General features: G+C 35.9%; 24 protein-coding genes and 1 other RNA gene. 16 read left to right on the top strand and 9 right to left on the bottom strand.

Going from position 1 to position 22,285, the window contains the following annotated elements; translation table 11 throughout:
* Window positions 1-18: 18 nt before the first annotated feature.
* Both R2R71_RS01125 and R2R71_RS01120 read right to left on the bottom strand, forming a co-directional pair.
* Complete coding sequence (locus tag R2R71_RS01125) at window positions 19-1,335, bottom strand: nicotinamide mononucleotide adenylyltransferase (RefSeq protein ID WP_316829392.1); 1,317 nt, start codon at window positions 1,333-1,335, stop codon at window positions 19-21.
* A gap of 239 nt (window positions 1,336-1,574) precedes the next feature.
* On the bottom strand, window positions 1,575-2,009 hold the full coding sequence (locus R2R71_RS01120; RefSeq protein ID WP_316829391.1) for an Hsp20/alpha crystallin family protein: 435 nt from the start codon (window positions 2,007-2,009) through the stop codon (window positions 1,575-1,577).
* A gap of 69 nt (window positions 2,010-2,078) precedes the next feature.
* On the opposite strand from R2R71_RS01120, the gene R2R71_RS01115 reads away from it, so the two are divergent.
* On the top strand, window positions 2,079-2,567 hold the full coding sequence (locus tag R2R71_RS01115) for a thioesterase family protein (protein ID WP_316829390.1): 489 nt from the start codon (window positions 2,079-2,081) through the stop codon (window positions 2,565-2,567).
* Between the two features lie 32 nt (window positions 2,568-2,599).
* Here the strand turns inward: R2R71_RS01115 and R2R71_RS01110 are convergent, their stop codons facing one another.
* Window positions 2,600-4,009, bottom strand: coding sequence for an FAD-binding oxidoreductase (locus R2R71_RS01110; protein WP_316829389.1), 1,410 nt, complete (start codon window positions 4,007-4,009; stop codon window positions 2,600-2,602).
* A gap of 2 nt (window positions 4,010-4,011) precedes the next feature.
* Window positions 4,012-4,380 carry a dihydroneopterin aldolase gene (locus R2R71_RS01105; protein WP_316829388.1) on the bottom strand — a complete coding sequence of 123 codons (369 nt, stop codon included), beginning with the start codon at window positions 4,378-4,380 and terminating at the stop codon, window positions 4,012-4,014.
* Between the two features lie 112 nt (window positions 4,381-4,492).
* On the opposite strand from R2R71_RS01105, the gene R2R71_RS01100 reads away from it, so the two are divergent.
* The 3 genes from R2R71_RS01100 to R2R71_RS01090 are packed head-to-tail and all read left to right on the top strand — an operon-like array spanning window position 4,493 to window position 6,369.
* Entirely contained in the window at window positions 4,493-5,683 is a 1,191-nt protein-coding gene (locus R2R71_RS01100; protein WP_316829387.1) for an acyl-CoA dehydrogenase family protein, read from the top strand.
* 41 nt (window positions 5,684-5,724) lie between these two features.
* A complete protein-coding gene (locus tag R2R71_RS01095) occupies window positions 5,725-6,105 on the top strand; it encodes an SRPBCC domain-containing protein (RefSeq protein ID WP_316829386.1) in 381 nt (126 codons plus the stop codon).
* A gap of 51 nt (window positions 6,106-6,156) precedes the next feature.
* Window positions 6,157-6,369 (top strand): hypothetical protein, encoded by a 213-nt coding sequence (locus R2R71_RS01090; protein WP_316829385.1) that lies wholly within the window; start codon window positions 6,157-6,159, stop codon window positions 6,367-6,369.
* An 86-nt stretch (window positions 6,370-6,455) separates the two neighbouring features.
* Here R2R71_RS01090 and lysA read toward each other — a convergent pair whose 3' ends face one another.
* Window positions 6,456-7,625, bottom strand: a complete 1,170-nt coding sequence (gene lysA / locus R2R71_RS01085; RefSeq protein ID WP_316829384.1) for a diaminopimelate decarboxylase — start codon at window positions 7,623-7,625, stop codon at window positions 6,456-6,458.
* Window positions 7,626-7,790: 165 nt separating this feature from the next.
* On the opposite strand from lysA, the gene R2R71_RS01080 reads away from it, so the two are divergent.
* Window positions 7,791-7,955: a hypothetical protein gene (locus tag R2R71_RS01080; protein ID WP_316829383.1), complete on the top strand. Its 165-nt coding sequence runs from the start codon at window positions 7,791-7,793 to the stop codon at window positions 7,953-7,955.
* On the opposite strand, the gene R2R71_RS01075 is transcribed toward R2R71_RS01080, so the two are convergent.
* Window positions 7,944-9,257 carry an aspartate kinase gene (locus R2R71_RS01075; RefSeq protein ID WP_316829382.1) on the bottom strand — a complete coding sequence of 438 codons (1,314 nt, stop codon included), beginning with the start codon at window positions 9,255-9,257 and terminating at the stop codon, window positions 7,944-7,946. The genes R2R71_RS01080 and R2R71_RS01075 overlap by 12 nt on opposite strands.
* A gap of 259 nt (window positions 9,258-9,516) precedes the next feature.
* Between R2R71_RS01075 and R2R71_RS01070 the strand changes: the two genes are divergently transcribed.
* The 11 genes from R2R71_RS01070 to R2R71_RS01020 all read left to right on the top strand — a co-directional run bounded on the left by R2R71_RS01070 (window position 9,517) and on the right by R2R71_RS01020 (window position 19,069).
* Window positions 9,517-11,253 carry a phospho-sugar mutase gene (locus R2R71_RS01070; RefSeq protein ID WP_316829381.1) on the top strand — a complete coding sequence of 579 codons (1,737 nt, stop codon included), beginning with the start codon at window positions 9,517-9,519 and terminating at the stop codon, window positions 11,251-11,253.
* A gap of 401 nt (window positions 11,254-11,654) precedes the next feature.
* Complete coding sequence (locus R2R71_RS01065; RefSeq protein ID WP_316829380.1) at window positions 11,655-11,939, top strand: hypothetical protein; 285 nt, start codon at window positions 11,655-11,657, stop codon at window positions 11,937-11,939.
* 265 nt (window positions 11,940-12,204) lie between these two features.
* Entirely contained in the window at window positions 12,205-12,978 is a 774-nt protein-coding gene (locus R2R71_RS01060) for an MbnP family protein (RefSeq protein WP_316829379.1), read from the top strand.
* Window position 12,979: 1 nt separating this feature from the next.
* Window positions 12,980-14,014: a cytochrome-c peroxidase gene (locus tag R2R71_RS01055; RefSeq protein WP_316829378.1), complete on the top strand. Its 1,035-nt coding sequence runs from the start codon at window positions 12,980-12,982 to the stop codon at window positions 14,012-14,014.
* Window positions 13,977-14,954 carry a transporter gene (locus R2R71_RS01050; protein WP_316829377.1) on the top strand — a complete coding sequence of 326 codons (978 nt, stop codon included), beginning with the start codon at window positions 13,977-13,979 and terminating at the stop codon, window positions 14,952-14,954. Before R2R71_RS01055 ends, R2R71_RS01050 begins: the two co-directional genes overlap by 38 nt.
* Before the next feature lie 4 nt (window positions 14,955-14,958).
* Window positions 14,959-15,429 (top strand): hypothetical protein, encoded by a 471-nt coding sequence (locus R2R71_RS01045; RefSeq protein WP_316829376.1) that lies wholly within the window; start codon window positions 14,959-14,961, stop codon window positions 15,427-15,429.
* Window positions 15,430-15,434: 5 nt separating this feature from the next.
* Window positions 15,435-15,695 (top strand): YHS domain-containing protein, encoded by a 261-nt coding sequence (locus tag R2R71_RS01040; protein ID WP_316829375.1) that lies wholly within the window; start codon window positions 15,435-15,437, stop codon window positions 15,693-15,695.
* A 64-nt stretch (window positions 15,696-15,759) separates the two neighbouring features.
* The gene (locus tag R2R71_RS01035; RefSeq protein ID WP_316829374.1) at window positions 15,760-16,410 is read left to right on the top strand and encodes an SCO family protein; all 651 of its coding nucleotides are present in this window, start codon (window positions 15,760-15,762) and stop codon (window positions 16,408-16,410) included.
* A gap of 88 nt (window positions 16,411-16,498) precedes the next feature.
* A complete protein-coding gene (locus R2R71_RS01030; protein WP_316829373.1) occupies window positions 16,499-16,921 on the top strand; it encodes a cytochrome c in 423 nt (140 codons plus the stop codon).
* Between the two features lie 124 nt (window positions 16,922-17,045).
* Window positions 17,046-17,426, top strand: an RNA gene (gene rnpB / locus R2R71_RS01025) — RNase P RNA component class A.
* Between the two features lie 236 nt (window positions 17,427-17,662).
* Entirely contained in the window at window positions 17,663-19,069 is a 1,407-nt protein-coding gene (locus R2R71_RS01020) for a sigma-54 dependent transcriptional regulator (protein ID WP_316829372.1), read from the top strand.
* 141 nt (window positions 19,070-19,210) lie between these two features.
* On the opposite strand, the gene R2R71_RS01015 is transcribed toward R2R71_RS01020, so the two are convergent.
* The 3 genes from R2R71_RS01015 to R2R71_RS01005 all read right to left on the bottom strand — a co-directional run bounded on the left by R2R71_RS01015 (window position 19,211) and on the right by R2R71_RS01005 (window position 22,262).
* Window positions 19,211-21,001: a chloride channel protein gene (locus R2R71_RS01015; RefSeq protein ID WP_316829371.1), complete on the bottom strand. Its 1,791-nt coding sequence runs from the start codon at window positions 20,999-21,001 to the stop codon at window positions 19,211-19,213.
* 39 nt (window positions 21,002-21,040) lie between these two features.
* The gene (locus R2R71_RS01010; protein WP_316829370.1) at window positions 21,041-21,763 is read right to left on the bottom strand and encodes an RNA pseudouridine synthase; all 723 of its coding nucleotides are present in this window, start codon (window positions 21,761-21,763) and stop codon (window positions 21,041-21,043) included.
* A gap of 64 nt (window positions 21,764-21,827) precedes the next feature.
* On the bottom strand, window positions 21,828-22,262 hold the full coding sequence (locus tag R2R71_RS01005) for a phage tail protein (RefSeq protein ID WP_316829369.1): 435 nt from the start codon (window positions 22,260-22,262) through the stop codon (window positions 21,828-21,830).
* Window positions 22,263-22,285 lie beyond the last annotated feature (23 nt).

The following is a 22,285-nucleotide window of genomic DNA, read 5'->3' as shown; positions in this document are numbered from 1 at the left end:
CTGAAAAGATAAATAACACTAAACAGTTTTCACTTCATCGTCAGCATAATCTTCGATATCAGTGATATAGCCATTAATTAAAAGAAAATCAAATAATGGTTTTGCCTCAGGTGTTACAGGCATATTCGAAGTCGTAATAACTTCATTTGTTTTTTTATCCAGGAAAGGATACGCAAATAAACGAACGTTCGTATTAAACATATCATTTACATAACTCAGTAACTGTCCTGAATAGTTTTCTCCCTTGAAATTTGAGGAATTGAACACAAATTTTAAGTTATTGATGTTTGTTGCCAACCCAACACTTTTTGGTTTACACCTCGCTAAATATTTTGCAAGGCGGTTGTGGCGTGTAAAGTTCGATACGATTACAATATTGCCGGTATCACACATTTCCTGAGCACGCTTAGCTACAGCTTCTAAATCAATATCATCAGGGGTTTCTTGCTCGTCAGTTAAAACGTTGGTTAATAAAACCTCAATCATTACTGCCAGATTCCCCTCTTCCACCTTATTCGTACGCTTAAACTGGTCGGTAGCTTTATTAAATAAATTAAAGTTCGGTAATGATTTTTGACCGTATTTGGTCCTCAAAATCATGATATCCTTTTTGTATAACAAGTCTTTAGCCTGGCGTGGATGCGCGTCAGCATCGAAAATTGCAGCTGCTGAAAAATCTTTCATAATCATGTAGAGATTAAGCAAGATATTATCGACCTCTTTAAACGCTGGCCCCTTAACTGAAATTAAATCAATTTCTACTGAGCCGATCGTTAAATTATCAGCCAGTGATTCGACCATTAATTTGGGGTCTTGATAATGGTAAAAGGCAGCATAAACTAAATTAACTCCGATTATGCCCAATACACGCTGCTGCATATTAACATCGGTATCAAGCAACCGTACGTGAAAAAATATTTCATTCGGCAGGCCCCCAGGTTCGCTTTGGAAACGGATTCCAACCCAGCCATGCGGCTCATTCGTACGTTTGTAATTTAAAGTGGTAACGGTATCTGCAAATGCAAAGAAAGTTCTGCTCTCGTATTTTTCACCCGATAGGCGCTCGTTGAGTAAACCAAACTCATGGTCGAGCATTTGTAAAAGTCGGTTTTGGGAAACGTAACGGCCATTAGATTCTGCCCCGTAAATGGCATCACTAAAAGTCATATCGTAAGCCGACATGGTTTTAGCTACGGTTCCGGATGCGGCACCAGCATTAAAAAAGTTTCTCGAAACCTCCTGACCTGCTCCAATTTCGGCAAAAGTGCCATAAATTCTAGGGTCAAGATTTATTTTTAGTGCTTTACGTTTAGTGTCCAGAATTTCTCTTGCCATGCCGCAAAAGTACGAAAAATTGATGTTAAGGCATTTTTAAGAATGTAACTTAAAATCAATCTAAATACTGGAAGATAAATTCATCTTGATAAATGTATTTCAGGTACCAATTGTGAACGATGAGGTGATTAAATTAATTAAGTATGGTAAGAAAAAAAATAAAGTTAACACCATCCGATGTTAACCTTATAAAACCTAAACTTAAACTATTATGAAATCCTCTTTCGAGAAACTCTTTATTACGATACTACAATCTCTTTGTGTTGTAATTTGCTATCGTCTTTTTTGCTGATTGTGATGTTTAAAATGCCATCTTTATACTCAGCGGTAATTTTATCTCCATCTGCGCTTTCTGGTAAATTGAAAGATCTTGCAAATGAGCTGTAATCGAACTCTTTACGGGTAAAATCTTTAGCTACCTGGTTTTCATCTTTTTTAACTTCAGCCCAAACAGAAAGCGTGTCTTTTTTTAAATTAATTTGAAAATCTTCTTTTTTTAAACCCGGAGCAGCTAATTCAATAACATAAGCATTTTCACTTTCATGGATGTTTACATTAGGTGATTTATCAACCATTTTGTTTTTAGTTACTGCCTCACTGAACAATGAATCGAAAACATTGTTAAAGTAAGGAGCTGTGTTACGGGTTCTGTTGTTAAAATTTACAAGTGTCATATCTCTAATTTTTTATTTTTTTAAATTGATATTAACCTTTATTCAACTTATATACCAAACCATTATTTTATGATTTTTAAGACATTATGGCAAAATATTTCGAAAACAAAAGACAAAAAGTCAGTTGAATCGGTGTTTTCAGACAAATTCAACTATAAAACCAATATCCATACGCGGTTTATTGATTTCGATATGATGGGCCATGTGAACAATTCAGTGTATTTTACTTACCTGGAAATTGCCAGAACCAAATACTGGGAAGAAATTATTAAGTGGGATTGGAAGAAAACGGGTATCGTGATTGCACATGCAGAACTGGATTACATTTTACCTATTGTAATGAACGATAAGGTTGCAATACATGTAAAAACCTCGCGGATTGGAACAAGCAGTTTTGATTTAGATTATCAGGTGGTAAAAATTAAGGGGGCAGAAGAAATAATTTGTAGTAAAGGAAAAACGGTATGTATTGCAGTTGATTATACAAGTGGTAAACCTACGCCTATACCTGAAGCCGAAAAACAGAAAATGTTAGGCTTTGAACAGTTGAGCTCTTAAATCCAGCCACAGATTTTATCTGTGGCTGGAAATTACTTTGCATCAGGCATGATCTTGCCTGGGTTTAAAATCCCGTTCGGATCGAAAATATTTTTAATACCTCTCATTAAGTTTAAATGGATTTCTGAATATTTAATCGGCATAAATTCTTTTTGAACCAAACCAATTCCATGTTCTCCTGATAAAGTCCCCCCTAACGCTGTTGTCAACTCGAAAATTTCAGCAATTCCAAACTTCAGTTTATCTTTCCAGTCTTCATCGCTCATTCCGGCTTTAATAATATTTACATGAAGGTTTCCATCTCCCGCATGTCCGTAACAAACACTCTCAAAGCCGTATTTGGCACCAACTTCTTTAATACCACTAATTAATTTTGGAAGCGCAGCACGGGGAACAACAGTATCCTCTTCTTTATAAACTGAATTCGATTTTACAGATTCGGCCATCGTTCTGCGCATTCTCCATAATTCTTCTTTTTGCGCTGAGGTATCAGCAAAAAGCACTTCTGTACAATTGTGTTCTTCTAAAACAACATTGGTTTTTTCGCAGTTCTTGAAAATGTCATCTAAATCATCTCCGTCAAACTCAATCATTAACAAAGCGGCTACATTATCTTTTAAATCGAATTTAATATCATCGAATTTAATTACCCACTCCACGCCTTTTCGTTCCATAAACTCCAATGCCGATGGGGTTACGCCTGCCCTGAAAATAGCAGAAACTGCAGCACAAGCATCTTCATTAGTGTTAAAAGAACCCATCATTAAAACCGATTGTGTCGGTTTCGGCAAAAGCTTGGTTACAATTTTAGTTACCACCCCTAAAGTCCCTTCCGAACCAATCATCAGCTGCGTTAAATTATACCCCGAAGCATATTTCAACGTATTTGCACCAGTCCAGATGATGTCGCCATTTGGCAAAACAACTTCCAGATTTAAAATATATTCACGTATTGTTCCGTATTTTACAACCCTGGGACCGCCAGAACCATGCGCAACATTACCGCCTATAAAACATGAACCTTTACTACTTGGGTCGACAGGATAAAGCAAGCCCTTTTCGGCCACTGCATTAATGAATTCTTCTGTAATAACACCTGGCTCAACGGTCGCCTGCAAATTTTCAGTATCGATATTGATGATAGATTTAAACTTTTCCATTGATAAGGAAATGCCTCCATAAATTGGCAATGCAGCACCGCTTAAACCTGTTCCACCACCCCGTGGTGTTACAGGAATATGGTGTCTGTTACATATTTTCAATAAAGTAGAAATATCAGCTGGCGAAGTCGGTTTTACCACAACTTCGGGTTGATAGCGTAAATCTTCCGTTTCATCATGACTGTAGTTTGCCAAACTTTCAGCGTCTGTAAATACTTTATCTTCGCCTACGGCCGATTTAATCTCCGCTAAAATTTCTGTATTTATTTTGGTAAAATTCATTTCTATATGACTGAAGTATAAGATAATTTAACAAATGAGTGCCCGATTTGTCCAGGCATTGGCGGATTTAACTTTTTAATGCTAACGTTAACAGTTTCGATAAAAGGATAAAGTCTGACAACTTTCGAGATAATGTTATTTAAAACGGTTTCTAAAAGTTTTTGAGTATTCTTCATCTCTTCAAGGATAATGGTGTTTAAATCCTCGTAATTTACGGTTTGCTTTAGTTCGTCATCAAAACCCTGAGGCGAAAATATAGTTTCCAAATCGATAATAAAATGATTCCCAATAAGTTGCTCTTCAGGGTAATAACCATGCAGAGCGAAGCATTTCACATCTTTTAGCGCAACGGTTTGTTTTAATTGACTCATGTATGTTTTGTATCCCGCTAAATTAAATTTTTATTCACTAATATAATGCCCATTGTCGTAAATTGTTACCTTTGAAACGTACACGATTTCTTAACCAGATAAGACAAATTACATGAGCAAATCAATAAAAAAAGACCTTTACGAGGCACCAGACTATTATTTGTTAGATGAATTGTTAACAGACGAACATAAATTAATTCGTTCAATTGCCCGTGAGTGGGTAAAAAAAGAGGTAAGTCCGGTTATTGAAGATTATGCACAAAAAGCAGAATTTCCTAAACATTTAATTAAAGGTTTAGCAGATATTGGTGCTTTCGGACCAACGATACCAGTAGAATATGGCGGCGCAGGATTAGATTACACTGCTTACGGCATTTTAATGCAGGAAATTGAACGTGGAGATTCCGGGATTCGGTCTACGGCTTCGGTTCAGGGTTCATTGGTTATGTATCCTATTTATGCCTATGGAAGTGAAGAACAACGCAAGAAATATTTACCGAAATTAGCTTCTGGCGAATTAATGGGCTGTTTCGGATTAACAGAGCCTGACCACGGTTCAAACCCCGGTGGAATGGTTACAAATATCAAAGACGCTGGATCGCACTATATTTTAAATGGTGCTAAAATGTGGATTAGCAATGCACCATTTGCTGATATTGCTGTGGTTTGGGCGAAGGATGAATCTGGTAAAATACGCGGAATGGTTGTAGAACGTGGAATGGAAGGTTTCTCTACACCTGAAACGCATAACAAATGGAGTTTACGTGCATCAGCAACAGGTGAATTGGTATTCGATAATGTTCAAATCCCCAAAGAAAATGTATTCCCGGAAATTAGTGGATTGAAAGGCCCTTTGGGTTGCTTAAACCAGGCTCGTTATGGAATTGCCTGGGGCGCCCTGGGTGCTGCAATGGATTGTTATGATACCGCTTTGCGCTACTCGAAGGAAAGAATTCAGTTTGGGAAACCAATTGGTGGTTTTCAATTACAGCAAAAGAAACTTGCAGAAATGGTTACGGAGATTACAAAAGGACAATTACTGGTTTGGCGCTTAGGTGTGCTTAAAAGTGAAAACAGGGCTACTGCTGAACAGATTTCAATGGCAAAGCGAAATAGTGTAGAAATTGCCCTTGATATCGCTAGAAATGCCCGCCAGATGTTAGGTGGAATGGGAATAACGGGAGAATATTCGATTATGCGCCATATGATGAATTTAGAATCGGTAGTTACTTACGAGGGAACCCACGATATACACTTACTAATTACCGGAATGGATGTGACAGGACTAAATGCTTTTAAATAAAGAGATAGGATACCAGAATAAGAATAACAAGATAAAAATTGATGAAAGACTATAAAAAATACACTTACCTACCAGCAACACCAGAAGAAGTTTATCTGGCATTAACCAAAGACATTAGCATTAAGCTTTGGACTGGTGCTGAAGTGGAATTTGAAGAAAAACCTGATACAGAGTTTTCATATTGGGACGGGGATATTGTAGGGAAAAATATTGAGTTCGAACCCAATAAAAAAATAGTTCAGCAATGGTATTTTGGTGAAGATACTGAACCTTCAATTGTTACGATTAAGCTTCATGAAGATAAAAAAGGAACATCTTTAGAATTTAAACAGACAAATATTCCGGATGAAGATTATGAAGACTTTACTGAAGGAATTGAAGAATATTTTATTGGTGGTTTAATCGATTTCTTCGACGAATAAAACATAAATGCTAATCCTGCTGTTTTTAGATTTTACTTTTTTAATAAAATCATGAATAGAACAGTTGGATTAATATTAATACTTGTGGGTATAGCAATGCTTGTTTGGACAGGCTTTACTTATACCAAAAAAGAAAAGATTGTTGATGCAGGTCCGATTCAAATATTTGCTGACAGAGAAAAAGCGGTTAACTGGCCGCCATATGTAGGCGGAATAGTTTTGGTTGCAGGCGTTTTTGTTTTCGTTACCTCAAAAAAGAAATAAAGAATTGTCATTCTGAATGTAGTGAAGAATCTGTATGTAATTGATTACGTACAGATTCTTCGTTCCTCAGAATGACAAAATAATATTTACATTTCACTGCTATAAACCGATCTTATAGCATCCCTAAGGTTATATTTCGAAGCCATAACCTCTCCATAAGCACCAGCACTACGAATCGCGAAGATATCTCCCCTGAATGATTCAGGTTGTTCCACTTCCTTACCAAAACAATCGGTACTCTCACAAATCGGTCCAACGATGTCGTATTTTAAAATTTCAGATTTGGAATTTACGTTTTTAGATTGGCTTAAATTCTCAATTTTATGGTAAGCCTGGTATAATGCCGGACGCATCAACTCTGTCATACCAGCATCTAAGACAACAAAATTCTTCTTCTTGCCATTTTTAATGTATAAAGCTCTTGTAATTAGTGAAGCTGATTGACCAACTAAAGCTCTTCCTAATTCAAAATGAACTTCCTGATTTGGTTTTATATCAAGGAAATCCTTAAATATTTTGAAATACGATTTAAAATCAGGGATTTGATGATCAGGGTTGTAATAATCAATACCTAAACCACCGCCTACATTCAAAACTTCTACAGTGAAACCTTTATCTTCAAACCAGCTGCAAAATTCGTTAACACGAACACAAAGATTCTTGTAAACATCAAGATTAGTAATTTGAGAACCGATATGAAAATGGATTCCGATAAATTTAAGGTTTTTTGATGCTTTTATTGTTTCAGCACATGCCGACAAATCCCAGGAATTAATCCCGAATTTATTTTCATCTAAACCCGTTGTGATGTTATGATGGGTATGTGCATCAACATTTGGGTTGATACGAATGGCTACCTGTGCAACTTTACCTTTGGCTGTTGCAAGTTCATTTAGTACTTCCAGCTCCTGAATTGATTCAACATTGAAGCAAAAAATATCCAAATCCAAAGCCTCGTTTATTTCCTTATCCGACTTACCTACACCGGCGAAAACGATTTTCCTGTTGTCGAAACCTACCTCTACTGCCCTTCTTACCTCTCCGGCGCTTACACAATCGGCACCGAAACCAATTTCCTTAATCTGATTAAGTAAAACAGAATTGAAATTTGCTTTTAATGCATAATGAATATGAAATTGGTACGGAGCTGCTGCTGTAGCGCAAGCGCTTAATGTTTTTTGCAGCAAGTCAGTATCGTAATAGTAAAAAGGTGTTTCTATATTGTTAAACTTTGATATATCTTTATCGGCGAACATGTTCAAATTTCTTATTATAATTTTAATTTTATTCTTTGGTTTAGTCTACATAGGTAACTATCTCGACTTAAAGCATGGAAGAATTACCCAAAAACAATACAATGGTAAAATACGATTCTTTATCGTATTACTTTTGATTGTGTTGTTTCTTCTATTTCTTAGAAAATGAAAATAGCAGCAGCCACATTTATTATTTTAATTATTTCCCTGGGGCTATTAAACTCTTTCAGGAAATATAAAAATAAACAATTACCACCGGGCTTTCTTGCATTTCATTTACTGATTGGCCTGATGGTAATTGCTGGTGCCTTTTATCTGTTATTCGAATAACCTGTTATGCAGGCTTCTTAATGCTTCAGTTTTATATTCGCTTAAAATCAAGAGAGAAACATTATAGTTACTTCCTCCATAAGAAATCATACGAATTGGAATGTGTTTTAAACCATCTAAAACCCGACTTGCAAAACCATGTTTTTCCGAGCCAAAATCGCCTACAACACAAACAATACTGTGATCGGTATCAACCTCAACTGTACCAAAACTTTCAAGTTCAGCAATGATTTTAGATAGATTTCCGGTCTCATCAATGGTTAGTGAAACAGCAACCTCCGAAGTGGTAATCATATCGATAGGTGTTTTATAACGCTCAAAAACTTCAAAAACACGACGTAAAAATCCATAAGCCAATAGCATTCGGCTCGATTGTATGCGGATCGCAGTAATACCATCTTTCGCAGCAATTGATTTAATTTTTCCTTTTTCGCTATCGTGGGTTATCAAAGTACCGGCTGCAGTTGGCTCCATCGTGTTTAATAACCGAACAGGTATTTTATACCGCTGTGCAGGGAAAACCGATTGAGGATGCAAAATTTTTGCACCAAAATAAGCCAGCTCGGCAGCTTCATCAAAAGATAACTGTGCAATTGGCTTGGTACCTTTTACAATTCTAGGGTCGTTATTGTGCATTCCATCAATATCTGTCCAGATTTGAACTTCCTCGGCAAGAATAGCAGCACCTAATAATGATGCGGTGTAGTCACTTCCGCCACGGCGTAAATTATCTACCTCGCCAAAACTATTGCGGCAAATGTAACCTTGCGTAATAAATAGTTTATTTCCTTTATGTTTTTCAAGTAAAGGTGTTAAGTGTTTTGTAGTAAAAGGAATATCAGGTTCACTGTCTTCATCCGTTTTCATAAAATCTAATGCTGGTAATAATACCGATTGAACACCAATAGATTTTAAGTAAATGTGATATAAAGTAGTTGATAGTAATTCGCCTTGCGCTAAAACAACCTTTTCTTCGATTGGGGTGAAAATGTCGTTCGCCAGTCCAGCTAAAAAGCCGAAATGATAGTCGATAACTTCGTTCCCTTGTTCCTGAAATTCAGCTGCCGGTAATAACTCAACAACAAAAGTTTTATATTTTGAATATAAAATTTCTACGCACTCGCTTCCCTTCTTCTTATCTCCAGCTAAAAAATGATTTGCAATTTCTACTAAACTATTTGTAGTACCAGACACGGCTGACAATACTACAATCTGTTCTTCATTTGGATTAATGATATCCAACAACTTCGTCATGCGCTCAGGACTACCTACTGAAGTACCCCCAAATTTTAAAATTTTCATTTTATGCTTATTTATTTTAATAGTGCTGAAGCAGGTGTAACTTAAATTTTTCAAACTATTTTGAAAAAGTTACAATAGCATCATTTTAATACTGGATTTTCTTTATTATTGTATCGGGGCGTGAAAATAAACAAAAGCAGCTTAAAAGCAACATCCTCAACAAAATAAAATTTGGATAAAGTGAAATTATTTTATTTCGACCAAACTTCATGACAGAAATTTTGTTCAACACGAGATATTAAACTAAAAATAAAGCTCAATGCAATCAATTGACCAATCAACACAAGCTACAATTAATCAGTGGTTAAGTGGAAATTACGATGAAAAAACTAAAGCCGAAATTCAGGCATTAGTTGATAATAATGCAACAACCGAATTAACAGACGCCTTCTATAAAAGTTTAGAATTTGGAACCGGTGGATTACGTGGAATTATGGGAGCTGGTTCTAATCGTATTAATAAATATACCATTGGTACTGCAACGCAGGGCCTGGCAAATTATTTAAACAATAAATATCCAGGTGAAAAAATTAGTGTGGCGATTGCACATGATAGCCGTAACAATTCTGATTATTTTGCTAAAATCACTGCTGATGTTTTCTCTGCAAATGGAATTAAGGTTTACTTTTTCGAAGCGTTAAGACCAACACCAGAGTTATCTTTCGCAGTTCGTCATTTTGGCTGCAAAAGCGGTGTAATGCTAACTGCATCACACAACCCAAAAGAATATAACGGATATAAAGCTTATGGTGCAGATGGTGGTCAGTTTACTTCGCCGGATGATAAATTAGTAATCGATGAGGTGAATAAAATCAGCAGTATTGATGAGGTTAAATTTGGCCGCGTGGATGCAAACATTGAATTGATTGGTGCTGATGTGGATAAACTTTATCTTGATGGAATTACGGCACTCTCTATTTCGCCTGATGCAATAAAAAGACAACAGGATCTTAAAATTGTTTACTCTCCTATTCACGGCACTGGAATTACGCTGGTACCTAAAGCTCTTGAGCAATTTGGCTTTACCAATGTAACTGTTGTTGAAGAACAAAGTAAGCCTGATGGCAATTTCCCAACCGTAGTTTACCCTAATCCGGAAGAAAAAGATGCCTTAACTTTAGCCATGAACAAGGCTAAAGAAATTGATGCGGATTTGGTTCTGGCAACCGACCCCGATGCAGATCGCGTTGGTATTGCCGTAAAAGACAATAATGGTGAGTGGGTTTTGTTAAATGGTAACCAGACCGGGAGTTTATTAATCAATTATGTTTTATCTGCCTGGGAAGAAAAAGGTAAATTAACCGGGAAAGAATTTGTTGTATCTACCATAGTAACCACAAGCTTAATTAAAGCAATTTGCGATGCTAAAAATGTAGAATACTTCAATACTTTAACAGGTTTTAAATGGATTGGACAAATTATAACAGAGTTGCAAGGAAAAAAGACTTTCATTGCTGGTGGTGAAGAAAGCTATGGTTACTTGATTGGCGATTTAGTTCGTGATAAAGATGCGGTGGTATCCGCTGCGTTTATCGCCGAAATGACGGCCTATTATAAAGATAAAGGCGATAGTTTATATAATGCCATGCTAGGTATGTATGTAGAATACGGATTATATAAAGAAGACTTAGTTTCTTTGACTAAAAAAGGTAAAGCTGGTGCTGAAGAAATTAAAGCTATGATGGAAAAATTTAGAAACAACCCTCCTGCTACCTTAGGAGGCTCTAAAGTTTCGGTTTTAAAAGATTACGAATTAGGTAAAGAAACAGATTTAACTACAGGAAATGTTAGCAAACTCGATTACCCTAAATCTGATGTTTTACAGTTTATAACTGAAGATGGAAGCATTGTTTCTGCACGTCCGAGTGGTACTGAACCAAAAATTAAATTTTACTGCAGCGTAAACGCTAAGTTAGCTGACCGAGCAGCGTTTGCCAAGGTTAATGAAGAATTAGGCGATAAAATTAAAGCTGTAATGGCAGATTTGCAGGCGTAGATTCCTAATTATCGGATTACATAAATACTAATCCTGATGCAAAGCCGCATCAGGATTTTTTTGTAACCCATTTCCAGAGTTCTGTCAGTAGAAATTGAGTGTAATAGAATAACTATTGCTTACAACATTAATTGCCATATAGTTCAATTCCACCATTTATCATTTTTCGGCAAATGCTTCATATTCATTGGTGTTGAATTCAGTCAACGGTAGCTATATAGTAGTTGATAAATTGGCATTTGTTTAATCGTTAATCTGTATCCTCTTTTTTCTTTGTTTCAAGCAATTTCTTTAATACATTTGCGCCAAATAAAATGTTTAGGAAAATCATTATATATCTACTGGTAATTTGTTCCATCTCAAATGGAGCAATGCAACTCGTGGTTTATTCTGGGTATAAAATGAACAAAGAATACATTACCAGTGTATTTTGTATTAATAAAGAACATCCTGAATTACACTGTGATGGACAATGTTTTCTTGCCAAAAAACTAAAAGATTTAGATGGAAAGAATAAGCAGGTTCAGGAAAATCTAAAAAGAGTTATAGAAGCTGAACCAAAATTTCAGACTGTAGCTATCAATCACGATATCCATTATTTTACAGTCAAATCAGAAAGTGGTTATCTCGAAAAACCAGTTAAAGACCTTTCTGCATCAATTTTTCATCCACCCAAAACGGTTTAAGTAAATTTTATTTTTTAGTTGCAATGGTTATGCTATTGCAAGTTTTTGGCAATTATCATTCTGCGTACGACAAAGAATATCATTGCTAAGAACCAAAAAAGCTGCTTTCTGGTTTAATGTTAATTTCTGTCAAAAGGTTAGGGATTCTTCATTTCATCAGAACAACAGCGACTATAAATTCAATTTTCAAGATGAAATCATCATGGTTCTCTAAAGTTCAAAACACAACCATGATAGTTTCATCAATTTAAACAAATTATAACAGATGAAAATATCACAATACTTAATGATGGCTTTAATATGCCCTATTATTTTTATAACATCATGCAAAAAAAGCGACGATGCCGTAACTGCCGATACAAAATCAAGCTTTACCATTGAGTTCGAAAACCAGGTTAATGGTGCGGCATTAGCGTTAAATACTACAACTTACAAAAATGCCAAAAACGAAGATTTTAAGATCAGCACTTTTAAATATTATGTGAGTAACATTAAATTGAGTAAGGCAGACGGAAGCAGCTATTTAATCCCTGAAAGCTATTTTTTAATTGACGAATCAAAAACGGCATCAAAAATAATAACCTTAAATGATGTACCTACAGGCGATTACACCAAAATTGAATATACCATCGGTGTAGATTATGCCCGTAATTTTGCTGGTGCACAAACTGGTGCTTTAGATCCGATAAATGGCATGTTCTGGACCTGGAACAGTGGCTATATTTTCGTGAAACTTGAGGGGACTTCGCCACAATCGACGGCAACAGGAAATGCTTTAACATTTCATATCGGTGGTGTTACAGATCCATATAATACCATTAGGACCTTTTCTACTGAAATTAATAGTGCAAATCCATTAAGGGTAAGAACAGACAGCAAGCCAAATATGCATTTTATAATCAATGCTGCATCCTTATTTACAGGAACTACAGATGTTAGTTTTGCTACATTGAATTTTACAATGGGTGGTGCAAATTCTGTTATCGTAGCAGATAATTATGCTAAAGGTTTATTCAGGTTAGACCATATTCATAATTAACATGTTGAAGAAGTTAATTGTCTTTGCAATGCTTTTTTTAAGCATTGCATTGATGTATGCCTGTAGCAAGAATAACGAGGATATTGTACCTGAAGACAAACTTATTGCCTTCACTATACCTTCAAACTTTCCGGCTCCAACATACAATTTTGAAGACAACAAACTAACAAATGCAGGTTTTGCACTTGGGAAAAAGCTATTTTACGATGCCCGCCTTTCTGCCGATAAAAGTGTTTCTTGTGGAAGCTGTCACCAGCAATTTGCAGCTTTTGCAAATCTCGACCACAAGGTAAGCCATGGAGTAAATAATTGTCAGGGAAAACGTAACGCTCCCCCTTTATTTAATTTAGCCTGGCAAAAAGCTTTTTTTTGGGACGGTGGTGTAAAAAACATCGAAACTTCTCCCCTGAATGCAATTACCGATACCTGTGAAATGGGAACCGACATTGCAACTATTATAACTTTTTTGAAAAATACGGCTCCATATCCCGAATTATTCAAGAAGGCATTTGGTTCAACAGAAATTAACTCGCAACTAATTTTGAAGTCGATTACTCAATTTACTGCTGTTTTAGTTTCAGGAAATTCAAAATACGATAAAGTGATGCGCAAGGAAGGTGCAGTTTTTACAACTGATGAGCTTGCTGGGTACAACGTATTTAAAGAGAAATGTTCTTCATGTCATACTGAGCCATTTTTTACCGATTTTTCTTATCGAAGCAATGGCCTGGACGTAGTGAGTTTGGATGAGGGACGTTCACACATTACAGGCTTAAATAGCGATTTTGGAACTTTCCGTGTGCCAACTTTAAGAAATATCGAATATACTTTTCCTTATATGCACGATGGCCGTTTTTATAGTTTGGATGAAGTATTGGAACATTACAATTCAGGCGTAAAGGCTTCGGCCAACCTCGATGTAAAACTTAAAAATGGTATTAAGTTAAGCAGCACTGAAAAAGAACAAATCAAAGCATTTTTAAAAACACTAACAGATAATGAATTCATCAAAAATACACTATATAGCGAATCGTAAATTACTAGTTCTCCTTTTGGTTTTATTAAGTGGCCAGGCTATTGCGTGCGATATTTGTGGTTGTTTTATGGGGATTACACCATACTATAACCGTAACAGCATCAGTTTACTGTATCGTTACCGCTCATTTAATGGTTACGATGGACAATCTCATTCTTTATTTCCTAACGGCGGAAATTTTTTCATCCCGGCACGAAGTCAGAATGTGCCAATTACAGGGCATGCCGGTAATCCCGAAGATTATGAACTTTACCGCTCATTGGAAATTCGTGGAAAGTATTTCATAAATAACAGAATTGAAATTAACGCCATTCTACCTTACGTTTCCAACAGTGAACGTTATAATGGATATACTTCATCAATTTCAGGAATTGGAGATGTAAATGTATATGCAGGTTATCACCTTGTGCAAAAGCTGGAAGCTAATTTTAAACAACAGTTAATTGCTGGTGCAGGGATAAAACTTCCTACAGGAAAGAATGATTTTAAAAACAATGATGGTATTCGTTATGCTTCGCTTATGCAAGGTGGAACAGGTAGCACTGATGGATTTGTTTACTTAAACTACATGGTTGGTTTAGGAAAGTTTGGCGCTAGTCTAAATACATCGTACAAGGTTAATGGAACAAATAGTCGAAATGAGGGAATTGCAAATAGTACAACCAGCTTTTTGAATATCTTTTATACCCAACGTATTGGTAAAGATGTTCAGGTAATGCCTTCAGCACAGTTTTTTTATGAGTACTCTGGTGGTGAAAAATATAATGGCGTTAAAACGGGTGAACATGTAATGAACAATTTAATGGGCGGTATTGGAGCGGACATCTTTTACAAGAACATTGCTTTAAATGCCGGAATACAAAAAAATATCTGGGAAGCAGAAACCGATCACCCCATGAGTGCCGGGAAAGTTTATGTAGGAATTACTTATAATTTTTAATCAAATGGAAAAAATAATGAGCCGAATTAAGAAAACGGCAATATTAGGATTAAGTATAACTGCCGGGTTTATTACGTCATGCAAAACAGAACCCGATTCAGCTGCTGTAAAAAGGGAAGTATTAAACATTCATGATAAGTTAATGATTGATGGCGAAAAGGTGGTGAAAAACAGAATTAAACTCGATTCATTGTTAAAATCTGGATATATAAAATTACCTGAAGATTCATTGAAATTAACAGATTTGATTAGTAGCTTAAACAAAGCTGATGAAAACATGATGGATTGGATGCTTTTTTTTAAAGATGATTTTAAGGGAAAGACTGAACAGGAAGATTTGGATTACTACAAATCAGAAATGATAAAAATCAGGGCAGTTGAAGATGCATACATTAAAGTAACAAGAGCATCCGATTCAGTTTTGAAAATTTATAATATCAATCCAGTAAAAAAGAACGAAAAGAATAAACATTAAATAATATGAAAAAACTAATTTTTTTAATCGCACTAATAGGTTTTACAACAATAAGCTTAAATTCAAATGGCAATTCAATGATTAGCATAAGAAAAACTGTGCTTTCAGATTCTACCCAAAAGAAAATTATCGATCCGGTTTGCAATATGAAAATTAAGCAGACAGGTTCAAAAACAACTACTTTCAATAAGGTTTCTTATTATTTCTGTTCAGAAAGTTGTAAACAGAAATTTTTAGCAGAACCATCGAAATACGTAAAAAAGTAAAAGCTTTTAATAATTAATTGCCTTCTCATAAGAGAGGCGTATATTTACATTTTAAAATTAAAACATGAATAAAATTACTTCAATGATAGCTGTGTGTGCACTATCAATAGTCATATTCTCCTCTTGTCAGCAAGAAAAAAAACTTCCTATTTATGGTGAGCGTCATGCCGAAACAGTTCGTGATGCTGCTGGTGTTGAAAAGATAGATACCGTTTATCAAACGATTCCAAATTGGTCTTTTTTAAATCAGGACAGTGTAGCTACAACTAATAAAATAACCGATGGCAAAGTTTATGTGGCCGACTTCTTTTTTACTTCCTGCACCACCATCTGCCCTACTATGCATCGTAATTTGATGAAAGTTTATAACGATTTTAAAACTAATCCTGATGTGATGTTCATATCACATACCATAGATTTTAAATATGATAAACCATCAGCTTTAAAGAAATATGCACAAAAGTTAGGCGTTGATGGTCCAAAATGGCAGTTTCTTTATGGTAGCAAGGACAGTGTTTATACTTTGGCAGAAAAGAACTATTTAGTAGCTGTTGGCGAAGATAGCACCGCTAAAGATGGTTATATACATCAGGGATACCTGGTTTTGGTTGATAAAGACAGAAGAATTCGGGGCGCTTACGATGGCACAAAAGAAGACCAGGTTGAGCAGTTGAAAAAAGATATTCCAGTTTTATTGGCTGAGTATAAGAAATAGAATATTTTGCCACGGAAACACAGAATTACACGGAATTAAGTATTCGTTTTTCTCTCTTGTTTCCGTGGCTATACAAACAAAAACATTCATGCGTAAATACATCATCTACTCTATCTTTTTCTTCTCCTTAGTAGCAATAATAGTTTCCTGTCAAAGCCAGCAGGAAATTGATTTGCAAAACTACATGTCGAATGGAAAAGATATTTATAAAACCCGGTGCCAAAATTGTCATGGTGAAAACGGAGAAGGATTAGGGGAGCTTGCGCCACCATTAACCGACTCAGTTTTCCTGAAAACTAACAAAACCCGTTTAGCTTGTATTATTAAAAATGGAGCTAACGAAACGTTTATCATTCACGGTAAAGAATACAAGGAGAAAATGCCTGCATTTCCTGAACTTGCAGATATTGATATTGCACAGGTGATGGTGTATGTTACCAATTCTTTTGGTAACAAGCAAGGATTTGTGTCCTATCAACAAGTTTCAACCCAGCTTCAAAATTGTAAGTAACCATTAATAAAATATTTATTATCAGTTATTTAACCTGTTTTAGGTATGCCCGATATTGAGAATGAATTCTATAATAGGGTAATTAGAAAATAATTGAATAAAAACCTGCATCTTTGCAAAAAAAAATGCAGGTTGTTCTATCGCTGTTTCGGGTAAAATCGAGAGAGAGGAAAGTCCGGGCAACGCAGGGCATCCCGCTTTCTAACGGAAAGGGATTCAGGAATGAAAATCTGAATTACGGATTAGTGCAACAGAAAATATACCGTCTCAGCGTAAGTTGGGATAAGGGTGAAAACGTGCGGTAAGAGCGCACGAGCATTACAGGCGACTGTATTGTTTGTAAACCCCGGGAGTTGAAAGACCAAATAGGCTAACGCATGTAGGGCTGCCCGTCCGATGTTAGTGGGTAGGTCGTTAGAGGTAAACGGCAACGTTTACAGTGGATTAATGATAGAAATCTCGAGAAATTGAGAAACAGAACCCGGCTTATAAACCTGCATTTTTTTTAAGCACAATTTTAAGTTCATAAACCTGATTGGTAATGCTAGCCCCCGCTTTTCTCTATAGGGCTTTAATGAACAGCAGTACTATACATCCCGAAGAATAGTGGAATTCATTTTCAAAAAAAACGAAAAAACCTTTTTCAATTTTATTGGTTTATAGCCTAAACTATTGTATAAAAAACTATACATTAATTAAAAAATAATATATTCGTAACTGAATTAGAATAAACAAAACTGAATGGCCAAACTATTAATTATTGATGATGAGCGGGCAATAAGAAGTACCCTACGCGAAATCCTTGAATATGAAAATTATGATGTAGAGGATGTTGATAATGGTATCGATGGGCTCGAAATGATAAAAAAGGGAAATTTCGACCTGGTACTTTGCGATATTAAGATGAATAAAATGGACGGTATGGAGGTACTTGAGCAGGCACTTCTGATCAAACCTGATTTACCTTTCATTATGATTTCTGGTCACGGAACTGTAGAAACTGCTATCGAAGCAAGTAAAAAGGGTGCATTCGATTTCATTTCAAAACCACCAGATTTAAACCGTTTATTGATTACTGTTCGCAATGGTTTAGACCGTGGAACTTTGGTTACTGAAACCAAAGTTTTAAAACGAAAAGCAAGTAAAACACGCGAGATTTTAGGTGAATCCGAAAGTATTTCTAAAATTAAAGAAACAATAGAGCGTGTTGCCCCTACAGAAGCACGTGTTTTAATTACAGGTGCAAATGGTAGTGGTAAAGAACTGGTTGCACGCTGGTTGCATGAAAAATCAAACCGTGCAGATAGTCCTCTTATTGAAGTAAACTGCGCAGCAATCCCTTCTGAATTAATTGAGAGTGAATTATTCGGACATGAAAAGGGCTCGTTTACGTCGGCTGTAAAACAACGTATCGGTAAATTTGAACTGGCTAACGGCGGTACTTTATTTTTAGATGAGATTGGTGATATGAGCCTTTCTGCACAAGCAAAGGTATTGCGTGCCTTGCAGGAACATAAAATTTCACGTGTTGGTGGAGAGAAAGAAATTGATGTTAACGTTCGTGTTTTAGCAGCTACCAATAAGGATTTACTTAAAGAGATTGAAGACGGTAATTTCCGTATGGATTTGTACCATCGTTTAAATGTTATTAATATTCATGTTCCACATTTAACCGAACGTACCGACGATATTCCGGTAATTGCACAAAACTTTTTGGAAAGTATTTGTAGCGACTACGGTATGCCAGTGAAGAAAATAAACGAGGCAGGCATGGTAGCATTACAGGCATTACCATGGACAGGTAACGTTCGTGAACTCCATAATATGATTGAACGCTTAATTATTTTAAGTGATAAAGTAATTACTGATAACGATGTTAGAGCTTTTGCCAATCCTGGCGGTGGAACAAATATTGGAGCGGCAACAAGTACACAGATTGCAGGTGCTTCCGGCAATCCTGTCTCTTCATCTTCTTTCGATAGCTTTAGTAATTTTCAGGATTATAAAGATCACGCGGAGAAAGAGTTTATTAAATTTAAACTGGAAAAAAATAACTGGAATGTATCAAAAACGGCCGACGAGATTGATATTCAGAGAAGTCATTTGTACAGTAAAATTGAAAAATTTGGCTTAAAAAGAGCAGAATAACCTTATTTAAAATAAAAAAGGTATATCGAGTGTACTACTCGATATACCTTTTCCTTTTATGTAAACTTGTCACGTTGAGCTTGTCGAAACGCAATCTCTAAAAATTATTCGACAAGCTCAGAATGACAATAGCCAAAAGGTTTAGCCCATATAATCATTTTGTCTCATCAACAAGGCTCTGTATTTATTGAAAACAGCAGTTTTTGAAACAAAACCTTTATAATGATTAGCTTCATCAATAACTGGTAAAACCCAAACATTTTCCTGTTCCATTTTTTTAAGTACTGATTTTAAATCATCCGAGGCTTTAATCGTATCGGGAGCAGGCTGCACTAAATGAGATGCAGTTAGGCTTTCTCTCTCATCAGTATTTATCATTTCACTAAAAAGTGTTTCTACATAAATAATTCCCTTAAAATCGCCTGTTTCATCCGTTACAGCACAAATATTTTTATGTGATTGCACAATTTGGTTCATTTTGGCTGAAAGAAAATCATTCATATTTAATGTGGGATAATTTGTTTCGACCAGATACTTCAACTTCATCTGGTTCAATACAGTTGTATCTTTATCTTCATGCGATAACAATTCGCCCTTTTCTGCCAATGCTTTTGTATATATAGAATGTTTTTGCGAACTGCGGTTAATAGCATATGAAATGGCTGTTGTAATCATCAAGGGAACCATTAAGATATAGCCCCCGGTAATCTCGGCAATAAGGAAAATTCCGGTTAATGGGGCATGCATAATGGAGCCAAGCGCTGCAGCCATGCCCGCTACTATAAAATTGGAAACATTCAACTGTGCTATTCCCAAAAGATTAACCGTAAAGGCGAAAATGAAACCAATTAAGCCTCCCATAATTAAACTCGGGGCAAAGGTTCCTCCGTTTCCCCCAGCACCAAGTGTAATTAATGTAGCTAGCGATTTCATAAAAATGGTGACCACTGTAAATAAGACCACCAAGGCCGGAATAGTATTATAATCCTCGAAAATACTATTGTTAATTACAGCGAGGTAATCGCCACGTAATAAATTCTTAATGGTGATATAACCTTCACCGTAAAGCGTTGGAAAAAGGAAAACCAATAAACCAAGCAACAAACCACCAATAACAACCTTGGTATACGGATGCTTTATTTTATAGAATAAGCCTTTTACTGCGTAATTTGCCTTTGTAAAATAAATAGAAAATAAGCCAATAAGCCCGGCTAAAAGTACATAATAAAATAGTGCATTTATTTTCCAGCCTTCTGTTACTAGAAAAAATAATTGTTGTGTATAAAAAAGCCTTGCTACTACAGCAGCTGTAGCAGCAGAAAGTAATAATGGAATAAATGCCGGGATCGTGAATTCAGGCAAAAGGATTTCGATGGCAAAAACGATTCCCGCCACTGGACTGTTGAAAGCGCCTGCAATACCTGCTGCAGCGCCACAAGCCACAAGCATTGTAATTTCGCGATAAGATAAGCCTAAAAACCGACCCAGGTTTGAACCAATAGCTGAACCACTTGTAACAATTGGCGCTTCCAGACCAGTTGAACCACCAAAACCAACAGTTATAGCTGCAGTTATGACTTGTGAATAGATATTATGAGGTTCTACCCTGCTCGATTTTTTTGAAATGGCATAAAGCAGTGGTGTTAACCCAGTTTCGAATTTATTTTTCCTGATAAAATACTTGATGTATAACACCGTAAGGAAAATACCAATCATTGGGAAAATGAAATACAGATAATATTTATATTTCCAATGCCAGTCTGACTGAAGAAACTCTTCGATATGATGGGTTAAACTTTTTAAAGCGGCAGCAGCTAAGCCGGCTAAAACACCAACAATTACAGCAAGAACGACTAAGAAATTACGGTTTGATATTTTTGATTTTCTAAATTGGTTAATCTTATCAAGGTAATTTACAAAGCGGATATACATTTTATTCTATTTATTCAAGCCCGTAAAGGGCTTTACGGTTTAAGCATCGAATTTATCTAAGAGCTTTATGAGTGTTGCAAAATCTTTTGGGTATGGTGCATCGATGATGATGTCTTTATCATCTAATCCTTTGAAAACAAGGTGGCGTGCATGCAGAGCAAACCGCTTCATAATGGGTTGCTCCTCTTCGCCTTTGGCTATTTTATAACCTCGCTTTATGGAAGAGAGGAATACGGGTTTACCCTTATACATGCTATCGCCTACTATGGCAGCACGTTGTGTAGCCAGGTGGATGCGAATCTGGTGCATACGGCCGGTTATTGGCTTGCATTCTACCAAAGTATAATGCTTATAGTATTTTAAAGAATCGAAAACTGTTTCAGCTCTTTTACCCTCAGCCCTATCGATTGTTACATTTTTGTTTCCATCGTTAAGTATGGGTAAATCAACAAGCAGTTTGTCGAAAATTACATGTCCGTCAACTACAGCATGGTAAGTTTTATCAACCTTTCTACGTTCAAACTGCATTGATGCATGCCGGTAACCTTCTGGATTTTTGGCAATAATTAAAGCTCCTGATGTTTCCTTATCCAAACGATGGCAAACCTGTGCATCGTAGCTATATTGTTTAGCTAAACGTAATACATTAGTTTCTCCCGAGCCGCCTCTTTCATCAAGAGAAGCTAAAAAAGGAGGTTTGTTGATTACAATGAAATTATTGTCTTCGAAAAGAATGAGGTCTTTAAAATTGGGGTACTTCAAACTGTGCTGATATTAATGAAGTGCAAAAATAGGTAAATATTTTTTACCATCGACCGGTAAAGAATTATTTAACTGAAACAACAGTTAATCCTTCATGCGTTAATTCTAAAGTTTCGATTGCAATTTCACTATCGTCTGAAATTAAAACAGGACCTATATATTTAACAGGAAATGCATTTTTTACGAGCCATGTAAATATAGGCGCATGGCTTTCATCCAAAAGATTAATAACAAGATCTCTCCGTTCAATATTCCCATTAGATTTAGTATTTATCCAATTGAAGAAATCATTGTCATTTTTGGCGATACCTCTCTTTAAACTAATATTTGAAAACTTACGGATTCCAGGAGTTTTTCTTCCGCTATCAGTAGGGCTGGAACTATCTCGGTTAGAAACCGCTTCAATTTCTATATTTAAACCTGAGACTTCTGCAAAGCCTAATCTGGCACCGCCCCATTGTACAGAGAAATGGTAACGACTAAGTGGATTTATTGCCATATATTTTGTTAATAAATTGAAAT

Source organism: Pedobacter aquatilis (genome assembly GCF_032678405.1).
GTDB classification, from domain to species: Bacteria; Bacteroidota; Bacteroidia; order Sphingobacteriales; family Sphingobacteriaceae; genus Pedobacter; species Pedobacter aquatilis_A.
This window is presented reverse-complemented; position numbering and strand designations above follow the sequence as displayed.

Coding starts and splice junctions, on each gene's coding strand:
- R2R71_RS01015 (WP_316829371.1), bottom strand. CDS start 21,001: ATGTATATCCGCTTTGTAAATTACCTTGATAAGATTAACCAATTTAGA.
- R2R71_RS01030 (WP_316829373.1), top strand. CDS start 16,499: ATGCGTAAATACATCATCTACTCTATCTTTTTCTTCTCCTTAGTAGCA.
- R2R71_RS01065 (WP_316829380.1), top strand. CDS start 11,655: ATGAACAAAGAATACATTACCAGTGTATTTTGTATTAATAAAGAACAT.
- R2R71_RS01070 (WP_316829381.1), top strand. CDS start 9,517: ATGCAATCAATTGACCAATCAACACAAGCTACAATTAATCAGTGGTTA.
- R2R71_RS01120 (WP_316829391.1), bottom strand. CDS start 2,009: ATGACACTTGTAAATTTTAACAACAGAACCCGTAACACAGCTCCTTAC.
- R2R71_RS01095 (WP_316829386.1), top strand. CDS start 5,725: ATGAAAGACTATAAAAAATACACTTACCTACCAGCAACACCAGAAGAA.
- R2R71_RS01105 (WP_316829388.1), bottom strand. CDS start 4,380: ATGAGTCAATTAAAACAAACCGTTGCGCTAAAAGATGTGAAATGCTTC.
- R2R71_RS01100 (WP_316829387.1), top strand. CDS start 4,493: ATGAGCAAATCAATAAAAAAAGACCTTTACGAGGCACCAGACTATTAT.
- R2R71_RS01020 (WP_316829372.1), top strand. CDS start 17,663: ATGGCCAAACTATTAATTATTGATGATGAGCGGGCAATAAGAAGTACC.
- R2R71_RS01045 (WP_316829376.1), top strand. CDS start 14,959: ATGGAAAAAATAATGAGCCGAATTAAGAAAACGGCAATATTAGGATTA.
- R2R71_RS01125 (WP_316829392.1), bottom strand. CDS start 1,335: ATGGCAAGAGAAATTCTGGACACTAAACGTAAAGCACTAAAAATAAAT.
- R2R71_RS01110 (WP_316829389.1), bottom strand. CDS start 4,009: ATGAATTTTACCAAAATAAATACAGAAATTTTAGCGGAGATTAAATCG.
- R2R71_RS01090 (WP_316829385.1), top strand. CDS start 6,157: ATGAATAGAACAGTTGGATTAATATTAATACTTGTGGGTATAGCAATG.
- R2R71_RS01075 (WP_316829382.1), bottom strand. CDS start 9,257: ATGAAAATTTTAAAATTTGGGGGTACTTCAGTAGGTAGTCCTGAGCGC.
- R2R71_RS01115 (WP_316829390.1), top strand. CDS start 2,079: ATGATTTTTAAGACATTATGGCAAAATATTTCGAAAACAAAAGACAAA.
- R2R71_RS01005 (WP_316829369.1), bottom strand. CDS start 22,262: ATGGCAATAAATCCACTTAGTCGTTACCATTTCTCTGTACAATGGGGC.
- R2R71_RS01040 (WP_316829375.1), top strand. CDS start 15,435: ATGAAAAAACTAATTTTTTTAATCGCACTAATAGGTTTTACAACAATA.
- R2R71_RS01055 (WP_316829378.1), top strand. CDS start 12,980: ATGTTGAAGAAGTTAATTGTCTTTGCAATGCTTTTTTTAAGCATTGCA.
- R2R71_RS01035 (WP_316829374.1), top strand. CDS start 15,760: ATGAATAAAATTACTTCAATGATAGCTGTGTGTGCACTATCAATAGTC.
- lysA (WP_316829384.1), bottom strand. CDS start 7,625: ATGTTCGCCGATAAAGATATATCAAAGTTTAACAATATAGAAACACCT.
- R2R71_RS01050 (WP_316829377.1), top strand. CDS start 13,977: ATGAATTCATCAAAAATACACTATATAGCGAATCGTAAATTACTAGTT.
- R2R71_RS01080 (WP_316829383.1), top strand. CDS start 7,791: ATGAAAATAGCAGCAGCCACATTTATTATTTTAATTATTTCCCTGGGG.
- R2R71_RS01060 (WP_316829379.1), top strand. CDS start 12,205: ATGAAAATATCACAATACTTAATGATGGCTTTAATATGCCCTATTATT.